Genomic DNA, 9,836 nt, shown 5'->3' with positions numbered 1-9,836 from the left:
CGAAACCGCCAACGGCACCTGGAAACTCCGCGTCAACGACAACGCCAACGGCGACACCGGCACCATCGACGCCTGGAACCTCACCTTCTAGACCCGGTCGGCCCAGCGCGGCATCCGGCCCCCCAACCGGTGCTGACGGGCCGATAGTACGGACCAAGGCGACCCTCCGGACCTGCCAATACACCGCGTATCGGCAGGTCCGGAGGGCTTTCCTGCACACTGACTGATTTCTGCGTCACAATCCGGGTCAGCCCGGCATCCGACCTCGTATTGTCGCGTCTCACAGGGAAGGCGCAGAAGCGGGGACGCGGAAGGCTGGTGGCGGTGCGTGGGGGCGGCGACGGGGCACGCTGAGGCGAGCGTGGGACACGGTGAACTGGTCAAGGCGGTGGACCGCGCGCTCACCGCGCACGGCCGGGCCCTGCTCACCGGACCCGCCGGAGCGGGCAAGACGGAGGTCGTGCGCGCCGTCGCGGCCGCCGCGGAAGGGCGGCGCGACACGGTGCTGCGCCTCGCCCCCGAGGCCGCCGACCAGTGGATACCCGAGGCCTCGGCCGCCGCCCTCCTGGCCTCCGTGCCCGGCGTCGGCCTGGAGCGCCTCTCGGGACCCCAGCGCACCGCCATCGCCCTGCTGCGCCGCGAGGCGGACGCCCCCCGCACCGGCCGTGACCACGTCGCGCTGCGCCTGGCCGTCGTCGAGGTGCTCCGTACCCTCGCCGCCCGCCACCCCGTCCTGCTCGTCCTCGACAACGCCCAGTGGCTCGACGCGGAGAGCACCGACCTGCTCCGCTTCGCGCTACGCCTGACCCCGCCCGGGGTCCGGGTCCTGGTGGCCGAATGCGTCCAGGGCGGGGCGCCGGTCGGCGAACCCCTCTGCGGCCCCGGCACCCCCGCGATCCGGGTGCCCCCGCTCGGCGCCGACGAGGTCGCGGAACTGCTGGTGCGCCACGGCCTGCCCGCCCGCCTCGCCGGCCGCATCCACCAGGCCAGCGGCGGCAACCCGCGCCTCGCCCTCGCCCTCGGCCACTCCCTCGCCGAAGCCGCCGAGGCCCGCGACGCGAGCGCCCACCACGCCGACCCCCTGCCCGTGTCCGGGCAGGCCCGCGAGGTGGCCCGCCGCCTCCTCGCGGAGGCGCCCGCCCCGGCCCGCCGCACCCTGCTCCTCGCCGCCCTCGCGGCCCGCCCCACGACGGCCCTGCTGCGCCGGGCCGGGCGTCCCGACGCCGAGGCCGAACTGGCCGAGGCGGAACGGGCCGCGCTCGTACGGGTGGGGGAGGACGGCACGGTCGAGTTCACCGCGGGCGCCCTGCCCACCGCGCTCGCCGCCGACGCGGGCTGGCCCGAACGGGCCGCCGGGCACGCCGCCCTGGCCGAGGCCGTCGACGACCCCGTCCAGGCCGTACGCCACCGTGCGCTGGCCGTGGACACCCCCGACCAGTGGCTCGCCGCCGAGGTCACCGAGGCCGCCGCGGCCTGCCGCCGCCGGGGGCAGCGGGCCCTCGCCGCCGAGCTCGGCCTCCTGGCGGCGGAGCGTACGCCGACCCACCTGGCCGGCGAGGGACTGGCCCGGCTCGTCGCGGCCGCCGAGGACGCGGGCTGGGCCGGCCGCGCCGACCTCGCCCGGCGCGCCACCCGCGCCGTCCTGGCCCGCGACGCCTCGCCCGCCGACCGGGTCCGCGCCCGCCTCGCCGTGATCGACGCCGCCGGACAGGACCTCGGCGCGCTGGAGGAGACGTTCGCCCACGCCATGGACGACGCCGCCGGGGACCCCGCGCTGCGGGCCGCCGTCCAGCTGCGGATCGCCTGGAAGCACAACCTCAGCGACGGCGACCCGGTCCGCTCCCGCGACGCCGCCGCCGCGGCCGGCGCCCTCGCCGCGCTCGGCGGCGACCAGGTGGCCGAGGCCATGGCCCTGACCGTACGGGCCCGGATGGGCCGCATCCTCGGGGACCCGGGCGCCGAGACGATCCTCGCCGAAGCGCTCGCCCTGCCCGCGCCCGAGGTGCCACTGGGGATGCGCAACGCGCCCCAGTACCTCGCCGTCCGCCACGCCCTCTTCGACGACCGGCTCACCGACGCCCGCCGCCAGCTGATGGTCCTGCTGCCCGCCGTCCGGCGCACCGGCTCGGCGGAGGACGTGTTCGAGGTGCTCCGCAGCCTCACCGAGGTCGAACTGCGCAGCGGCCGCTGCGCGGCCGCCTCCGCCCGCGCCCGCCGCGCCCTGGACCTGACCATCGAGGCGGGCCTCTCACCGGGCCCCGCCTGGTACGTCGCCGCGATGGCGGAGGCGGCCGGCGGCGGATTCGCCCGAGCCGCCGGGTACGCCCGCCGCGGCATCCAGGCCTCCCAGGAGGAACACGACCAGGTCTTCCTCTCCCGCAACCTGCACGCGCTCGGGCTGGTCGAACTCGCCACCGGCGAGGCGGCGAAGGCGGTGGCCACCCTGCGCCGGGTCGCCGAACTGGAGGCCGCCCAGCAGGTGGTGGACCCCTCGATCCTGCGCTGGCACGGGGAACTCGCCGAGGCGCTCGTCGCCGCCGACGCCCCGGACGAGGCCGCCCGTCTGATCGGCTGCGTGCGCCCCGTCGCCGTCGGCCTCGGCAGGACCGGGGTCGTCGCCGCCCTCGACCGGGCCCAGGGACTGTGCCTGTCCGCGCAGGGCGACGCGGAGGGCGCCGTCACCCTCCTGGAGACCACCGCCCGGCGGTTCGCGACCCTGGAACTCCCCCTGGAGCGCGGCCGTACGCTGCTCTCCCTCGCCCGGGTGGAACGCCGCCGCCGACGGCGCGCCCCGGCCCGCGCGGCGCTCGCCGCGGCAGCCGAGGTCTTCGACCTCGCGGGCGCCGCCCCCTGGGCCGAACTCGCCCGGGAACCCGCCGCCTGCGAAGGAGGCCCGGCGCACACGGTCGGGGCCCTGACCGAGGGCGAGACCCGGCTGGCCGTGCTCGTCAGCCGGGGCGCGAGCAACCAGGAGGCCGCGGCGAAGCTCTTCCTAAGCGTCAAGACGGTGGAGGCGCGCCTGACCCGCATCTACCAGAAGCTCGACGTCCGCTCGCGGGCCCAACTGGCGGCCGCCCTGGCCGCCGGAGGCCAGGGCCAGTAGCCACCGCACGGCCGCATGAGATCATCCGGTGATCACCCCCGTCATGCGCCGCGCCGCCGCGCCGCCGCGCCGCCGACCGCTCCCGCTCTCGTCCTGCGGCCCTGGTGCGGGGAGGACGCCGCAGGGCTGGTCGAGGTGCACCGGGATCCCGCCATGCGTCGTCGGGCGAGTGCTCCGATGGAGGACGAGGCCGACGGCCTGCGGTGGGTTCGGTCCCGGGAACGCGGCTGGTCGGCGGGGGAGCGGTTCGGCTTCGCCGTCCTGGAGGCGACTCGAGCGGCGAAGCCCCGGCTGGTGGGCAGCGTGGTGCTCAAGGAGGTCGCGTCCGGCAAGCCGTCCGCGGAGGTCGGGTACGGGACGGCGGCCCGGGCGCGCGGGCACGGCGTGTCCTCCCGCGCCTTGGACGTCCTCGCCGCCTGGTCCCTCGACGCCTTCAGGGCCGAGGGCCTGGAGCGGCTCGAACTCCTCCACCAGGCCGACAACCCGGCATCCTGCCGCGTCGCGGGGAAATGCGGCTACGCGTTCGACAGGATCCTGCCGTCCGCACCGTCCGTCCACCCGCTCGACGGCCATCTCCACGTGTTCGTCCGCCGCGGCTGAGGCGGGTGGGGCCGGCGCTCCTCCCGGACCGGGCCCGCCAGACCCGGCCCGGGAGGCGTGCGATCAGCAGCCGAGGTTGTTGCCGGGGGGCACTCCCAGCAGCTGGGTGAAGTTCTGGTACTTCGAGATGCGGCTCTGGACCTGGGCGGGGTTCCCGCCGTTGCACTCCAGGGCGCCGTTGATCGACCGGATCGTCTCGCCGAAGCCCGCGCCGTTGACGATGGCGGCGTGGGCGGTCATCGTGCCCGGGCCGTTCTGCGTGTTCCAGTACCAGAGCGCCGTCTTCATGGCGACGGCCGGGTCCTGCTCGACGAGGTACGGGTTGGCGAGCAGGTTGATGCCCAGGGCGTCACCGGCGGCCTTGTAGTTGAAGTTCCATGACAGCTGGATGGGGCCCCGGCCGTAGTAGGCGGCCTGGCCGGCCGGACAGCCGTACGGCTGGGTGGCGTCGCAGTAGTGGGGGTAGTTCGCGGTGTTCTGCTCGACGATGTGCACCAGCCCGCCCGTCTCGTGCGAGACGTTGGCGAGGAAGGCGGCGGCCTCCCGGCGCTTCACCGTGTCGTCGCCGGTCTTGGCGAAGCCGGGGTACGCGGACAGCGCCGCGACCAGGCCGTCATAGGTGTAGAAGGGGTTCCGGCTTGGGAACATCTGGTCGAACTGGGCGCGGGAGACCACGAATCCCGAGGGGTCGGGATCGGGGTTCTGGCCTCCGCCGCCACCGCAGGCGCCCTGGTCGGACCAGACCCCCCACTGGCCGGTGGTGCCGGGCGTCTCGCCCTGGGTCCACCACTTGGCCTGCCAGTTGCGGCCTCCGTGTGAGGCGCTCATGCCGTTCGTGTAGACGGCGGAGGAGGCCCAGGCACCCGCGCAGGCGGGGGCCGCGGCGGCGGGGGTCGAGGGGAGGGCAATGGCGAGGCCCAGAGTGACGGCTGCGGCGGCGGCCAGGGAGAGGGCGCGGCGGCGAAGCGCACGTATCACGTAACGGCTCCTTCAGTGGGGGGAGTTGCCGTGGGGGCGGCAGCTACCGCCACTGAATCGAAACTGGTCTGGACCTGTCAAGGTCTAGACCAAGGAGATTGTGTGGTCATGGACATGCCTCCGCGCCGACGGAAGGGGACACGTCGGCGCGGAGGCGGGGTGGTGAAGGGTGGAGACAGGTGAAGAAGGGGGGAAGGGTGGAGCTGCCGGGATCAGCTGCCGGCGGAGGCGTTGCCCGAGAGGATCGGGATGTTGCTGGCGATGTGCGAGGCGGACTCGTCGCCCTTCGCCTGGGTCGAGTTCTCGGCGCACTGCTGGTTCTGCGGGTTCGCCAGCACGTTGACGTCCTGGACGCCGATGTTGGCGAGGACCGCCACCAGGGACTGGGCGTTGACCTTGGCCGGGAGGCCGACGCAGAGCTTGTTCAGGGAGCCCTGGATCGCACCGAGCTGCGGGCTCATCGCGCCCGCGGTCTCCTGGTTGCCGTAGATCTGTGCGGAGCCGTTGCCGTTGACGGTGTTGACGCCGTTGTCGTTGCCGATCGCCATCGCCGGGGAGGCAACTGCGGCGCCCGCGCCCAGTACGGAGGCGGTGACCGCAGCGGTGGCCATGAACTTCTTGAACATGTGGGGTATTCCTTCTGTCGCACTGTCGCGTGATAGCTGCCCTCGGCGGGACGCGCTGATCAACTGCATCCAGTGCCCGGGGTTATCCCCACTCACCCGTGTGGCCCAATGGCGGGGCCGGGCGGAGTGGCCCGGTCCCGCCGCCCGGGCGGCGAGACTGAGCTCCTCGGGACCGAGGGTCAGCCGGTCTTGCGGCGGACCTTCTTGTTCTTGCCGCCGGGACCGCTGCTGGAGCCCTGGACCTTCGCGCGGCTCTGGTGCGACTGCTGGGACTGGGCACTCGCGGCGTTGCGCTCCAGGGCCTCCCGGAACTTGCGCTTGGCCTCGTCGGCCGGAGTCTCGTCCTTCGGGGTGTCTGTTTCGTCTGCCATATGTCCTCCTGGGGGTGATCAAGCGGTCTCAGTCTGTCAGGTGGCGTGCCCACTGACCAGCGAGTTCGGTGTGGCCGGTGCCCCCGGCCGGTGTCGGGGCCGGTCCGGGCGGCGCGGTGCGCACAAGACCCAAGGCCGGCTTGGGTGGGTCATAAGCTTTGATTATGAGGTCATAAAGTGACACCGGGTGCCGAGTTAGGATTGCCTCAGTTTAGGGTTCCCTTGATTGACCTTGCCGTCGCTCGAAGGGAACCCTTGCCATGCCTCGCCCTCTGCGGGTAGCCATCGTCGGAGCCGGCCCCGCCGGAATCTACGCCGCCGATGCGCTGCTGAAGTCCGAGGCCGCCGTCGAGCCCGGTGTGTCCATCGACATCTTCGAGCGGATGCCCGCCCCCTTCGGTCTGATCCGGTACGGCGTGGCCCCCGACCACCCGCGGATCAAGGGGATCATCACCGCCCTGCACCAGGTCCTCGACAAGCCGCAGGTCCGCCTCTTCGGCAACGTCGACTACCCGAACGACATCGGCCTCGACGAGCTGCACTCGTTCTACGACGCCGTCGTCTTCTCCACCGGCGCCACAGCCGACCGGGTGCTCACCATCCCCGGCGTCGACCTGGACGGCTCCTACGGCGCCGCCGACTTCGTGTCCTGGTACGACGGGCACCCGGACGTACCGCGCACCTGGCCGCTGGAGGCCGAGAAGGTCGCCGTGCTCGGCGTCGGCAACGTCGCGCTCGACGTCGCGCGCATCCTCGCCAAGACCGCGGACGAGCTGCTCCCGACGGAGATCCCGGCGAACGTCTACGAGGGCCTCCAGGGCAACAAGGCGCTCGAGGTGCACGTCTTCGGCCGCCGCGGCCCGGCCCAGGCCAAGTTCAGCCCGATGGAGCTGCGCGAGCTGGACCACTCGCCGAACATCGAGGTCATCGTCAACCCCGAGGACATCGACTACGACGACGGCTCGATCGCCACGCGCCGCGCCAACAAGCAGGCCGACATGGTCGCCAAGACCCTGGAGAACTGGGCGATCCGCGACATAGGCGACCGGCAGCACAAGCTCTTCCTGCACTTCTTCGAGTCGCCCACCGAGGTGCTCGGCGAGGACGGCAAGGTCGTCGGACTGCGCACCGAGCGCACCGAGCTGGACGGCACCGGCAACGTCAAGGGCACCGGCCGGTTCACCGACTGGGACGTCCGGTCCGTGTACCGCGCGGTCGGTTACCTCTCCGACGAGCTGCCCAAGCTCCCCTGGGACGTCGAGTCCGGCACCGTCCCCGACGAGGGCGGCCGCGTGATCGAGGCGGGCTCCCACCTGCAGTCCACGTACGTCACCGGCTGGATCCGGCGCGGCCCCATCGGCCTCATCGGCCACACGAAGGGCGACGCGAACGAGACCGTCGCGAACCTGCTCGCGGACCACGCCGAGGGCCGCCTGCTCACGCCGGCCGCGCCCGAGCCGGAGGCCGTCGAGTCCTTCCTCGCCGAGCGGAGCGTCCGCTACACCACGTGGGAGGGCTGGTACCGGCTGGACGCCGCCGAGAAGGCGCTGGGCGAGCCCCAGGGGCGCGCACGCGTGAAGATCGTCTCCCGCGAGGGCATGCTCGACGCGAGCGGCGCGTAGCCGATCGGCGGACCGCCGCTCGGCGCGTGGGCGCGGGCGTACGGAGCGTGAGCGAGTCGCGCGGTGGCGTACGGCACGCGAGCGAGCAGCGTGCGGCGTATCGCGCGCAGACGCGGCGCCGTGGCGAGCGGCGGGGCCGGGACCCGGGCGGGTCCCGGCCCCGCCGCGTCGGTGCGTCCCGTGCGCCGCGCCCGGTCGGCGGCCGGACCGGTTCTCACACGGTGAGTCCCGGCACGCCGGGCGCCCCGCTGCGGGCGGTGCCACGATGGTCGGAAAGACCGAAGGCGGGCGGTGGCATGAACGCATCCGCACGGGCGCATCCGCGCCGGGGGCTCTTCTCCCGGCGCGACCGCGCCGTCATCGCGGCCGCCGCCATCTCCATGCTGCTGGTGCAGATGGACTGGTTCGCCCTCAACCTCATGCTGCCCGTCATCGCCCGCGACTTCGCCACCCCCACCACCGACCTCCAGTGGCTGGTCAGCGGCTACATGCTGGCCCTCGGCGCCCTCATGATCACAGGCGGCCGGGCCGCCGACCTGCTCGGCCGGCGGCGCGTCCTCGTCGCCGGCCTGATCGGCTTCGGCGCCGTGTCCGTCGTGTGCGCCGCCGCTCAGAATACCGCCTGGCTGACCGCCGGCCGCGTCGTCCAGGGATGCACGGCCGCCCTGATCTTCCCCGTCTCCGTCGCGGTGGTCACCGCCTACTTCCGCGACGCCCGCCAGGGCCGGGCCGTCGCCACCGTGCTCGCCTTCAGCGCCGTCGGCACCGCCCTGGGCCCCTTCATCGGCGGTGCCTTCGCCGAACACGTCAGCTGGCGCGCGGTGTTCCTGCTGAACGTGCCCTTCTGCGTCGTCGCCGCCGTACTCATGCTGCGCTACGTGCCCGAGACCCGGGACGAGGAAGCCGCCCGGGGCCTCGACGTTCCGGGGGTCGTCGCGCTCGCGGGCGGCCTGAGTGCGGTGATGATCGCGGTGGACCAGGGCGGGCACTGGGGCTGGACCTCCCCGGCCACCCTGGCCTGCCTCATCGGCGGTGCCGCACTGCTGGCGGCGTTCGTCCGTCTGGAGCGGCGCACCGCCGAACCCCTCCTCGACCTCGCGCTGCTGCGCAACCGCCCGTTCGTCGTCATCACGCTGGCCGGCTCGCTGTCCAACATCGTCTACTGCCTGGTCGCGGTCCTGTCCGCGCTCTACCTCCAGCAGGCGCGCGGGCTCACCCCGCTCGACTCCGGACTGGTCTTCCTGTCCCTGTCCGTCGGAGCCGGGGCCGCCAGCTACTGGTCGGGGCACCTCGCACAGCAGCTGCGCCCCGAAGCCGTGATGGCCGGCGGAATGTTGCTCTGCGGCATCAGCCTGCTGGCCCTCACCTGGGCCACCTCGCTCGTCCTGTACACCGCGGTCTTCGCCGTGGTCGGCGTCGGCGTGGGCCTCGGCTGGGCGCTGACCAACGTCGCCACCCAGTCCTACGTGCCCGCGAACCGGCTCGCCGCAGCCTCCGGCCTCGTCCTGACCTCGCTGGTGCTGCTCGGAGCCGTGGCCGTCGCCGTCGCCTCCACGGTGCTGGAGGTGATCAGCGGGTCCGCGGGCAGCGCGGCCTCCGACGGCCCCGCCATCGAGTCCGTCCTGCGCGTCGCCGCCCTGCTCTCGGTGCTCGGGGCGGCCGCGCTGGCGGTGCTCGTGCGCCGGGTCAGGGTCTGACGCGGCGGGCCTCCATGCGGCCCCGGCCGAGCTCGATGGCGAAGGTGACCTGCTGTTCCTCGGAGAGGACCCTCGGCTCGGCCTCTATCTCCTCCCGCTCGACGTAAACCGGTGTGGTCTCGCCGAGGGGGAGGATGAACCCGTAGCCGCGCTCGCGGTTGTACGACTGGACGAACCCTGTGACACGCGGTTCCATCGTGCACCTCCCGTGCAACGACCCTGGCGCATCGCCACGGGTACCGCCTTCCGGGCGACTCCGTCCGGGTGGCCGGCCGCTCACCGGCGCCGCTCCAGAACGCCCCGTACGAAGGACGCCTGACCGGCGTGCTGGAGGGCGTCCGCCAGCACGCTGACCAGGCGCGCGCCCAGCGTCACCGGGGGGTCCCAGTGCTCGTCCACCACCCGGTCCAGGTCGGCGTCGGCCAGCCCTCGGACGAAGCCCTGGGTCTGCTCGTGCACCGCGTCGAAGTACCCCAGCAGCAGCTCGCCCGAGTCGACCCGGACCGAGCCCGCCTGCCGGGCCGTGTGCCCGTACCCGGTGGACCCGGTGGGCAGACCCAGCGCGAAGCGGGCCGCCCAGCCCTGGGACAGCCAGACCTGCTCCCGCTCGGCGGCGTCCGCCACGTGGTCGTCCTGGACGCGCGTCAGGTGCCACACGAGCCAGGTGACCGAGTTCGCGGCCGGATCGACCCGCGCGGCGAGCTGTTCCGCGGAGAGTCCTTCGACGGCCTCGTGCACGATCTCGTGGATGCGTTCGAACCCGTCGGCGATGACGTCCGTAGCCTTCATGCGCCCCACCATGCAGTCCGTACGGGCCCGCCCGCCGCGAGCGACACGCC

10 protein-coding genes are annotated in these 9,836 nt (G+C 73.6%); 5 read left to right on the top strand and 5 right to left on the bottom strand.

Annotated elements, in window-relative coordinates:
- The 3 genes from ACFWTC_RS33650 to ACFWTC_RS33640 form a co-directional block, all read left to right on the top strand.
- A partial coding sequence (locus ACFWTC_RS33650; protein WP_383932479.1) for a proprotein convertase P-domain-containing protein occupies positions 1-91 on the top strand: 91 nt, incomplete at its 5' end.
- 270 nt (positions 92-361) lie between these two features.
- Positions 362-3,103, top strand: coding sequence for an AAA family ATPase (locus ACFWTC_RS33645; RefSeq protein WP_384029786.1), 2,742 nt, complete (start codon positions 362-364; stop codon positions 3,101-3,103).
- Between the two features lie 15 nt (positions 3,104-3,118).
- A complete protein-coding gene (locus ACFWTC_RS33640; RefSeq protein ID WP_384029784.1) occupies positions 3,119-3,703 on the top strand; it encodes a GNAT family N-acetyltransferase in 585 nt (194 codons plus the stop codon).
- Positions 3,704-3,766: 63 nt separating this feature from the next.
- Here ACFWTC_RS33640 and ACFWTC_RS33635 read toward each other — a convergent pair whose 3' ends face one another.
- The 3 genes from ACFWTC_RS33635 to ACFWTC_RS33625 form a co-directional block, all read right to left on the bottom strand.
- The gene (locus tag ACFWTC_RS33635; protein ID WP_384029782.1) at positions 3,767-4,681 is read right to left on the bottom strand and encodes a glycoside hydrolase family 19 protein; all 915 of its coding nucleotides are present in this window, start codon (positions 4,679-4,681) and stop codon (positions 3,767-3,769) included.
- Between the two features lie 212 nt (positions 4,682-4,893).
- Positions 4,894-5,307: a rodlin gene (locus ACFWTC_RS33630; RefSeq protein WP_383933081.1), complete on the bottom strand. Its 414-nt coding sequence runs from the start codon at positions 5,305-5,307 to the stop codon at positions 4,894-4,896.
- A 179-nt stretch (positions 5,308-5,486) separates the two neighbouring features.
- Positions 5,487-5,678, bottom strand: a complete 192-nt coding sequence (locus ACFWTC_RS33625) for a DUF5302 domain-containing protein (protein ID WP_383933079.1) — start codon at positions 5,676-5,678, stop codon at positions 5,487-5,489.
- 260 nt (positions 5,679-5,938) lie between these two features.
- Here ACFWTC_RS33625 and ACFWTC_RS33620 point away from each other — a divergent pair, with 260 nt between their 5' ends.
- Both ACFWTC_RS33620 and ACFWTC_RS33615 read left to right on the top strand, forming a co-directional pair.
- A complete protein-coding gene (locus tag ACFWTC_RS33620) occupies positions 5,939-7,300 on the top strand; it encodes an FAD-dependent oxidoreductase (RefSeq protein ID WP_384029780.1) in 1,362 nt (453 codons plus the stop codon).
- 296 nt (positions 7,301-7,596) lie between these two features.
- A complete protein-coding gene (locus ACFWTC_RS33615) occupies positions 7,597-8,997 on the top strand; it encodes an MFS transporter (RefSeq protein ID WP_384029778.1) in 1,401 nt (466 codons plus the stop codon).
- Here the strand turns inward: ACFWTC_RS33615 and ACFWTC_RS33610 are convergent.
- Together ACFWTC_RS33610 and ACFWTC_RS33605 are read right to left on the bottom strand one after the other, a co-directional pair.
- Entirely contained in the window at positions 8,987-9,193 is a 207-nt protein-coding gene (locus tag ACFWTC_RS33610) for a cold-shock protein (protein WP_383932506.1), read from the bottom strand. The genes ACFWTC_RS33615 and ACFWTC_RS33610 overlap by 11 nt on opposite strands.
- Positions 9,194-9,273: 80 nt before the next feature.
- Positions 9,274-9,786, bottom strand: coding sequence for a DinB family protein (locus tag ACFWTC_RS33605; RefSeq protein ID WP_383932504.1), 513 nt, complete (start codon positions 9,784-9,786; stop codon positions 9,274-9,276).
- Between the last annotated feature and the right edge of the window lie 50 nt (positions 9,787-9,836).

The sequence above is a fragment of the Streptomyces sp. NPDC058619 genome (assembly GCF_042717785.1).
In the GTDB taxonomy this organism is placed as follows: Bacteria; Actinomycetota; Actinomycetes; order Streptomycetales; family Streptomycetaceae; genus Streptomyces.
This window is presented reverse-complemented; position numbering and strand designations above follow the sequence as displayed.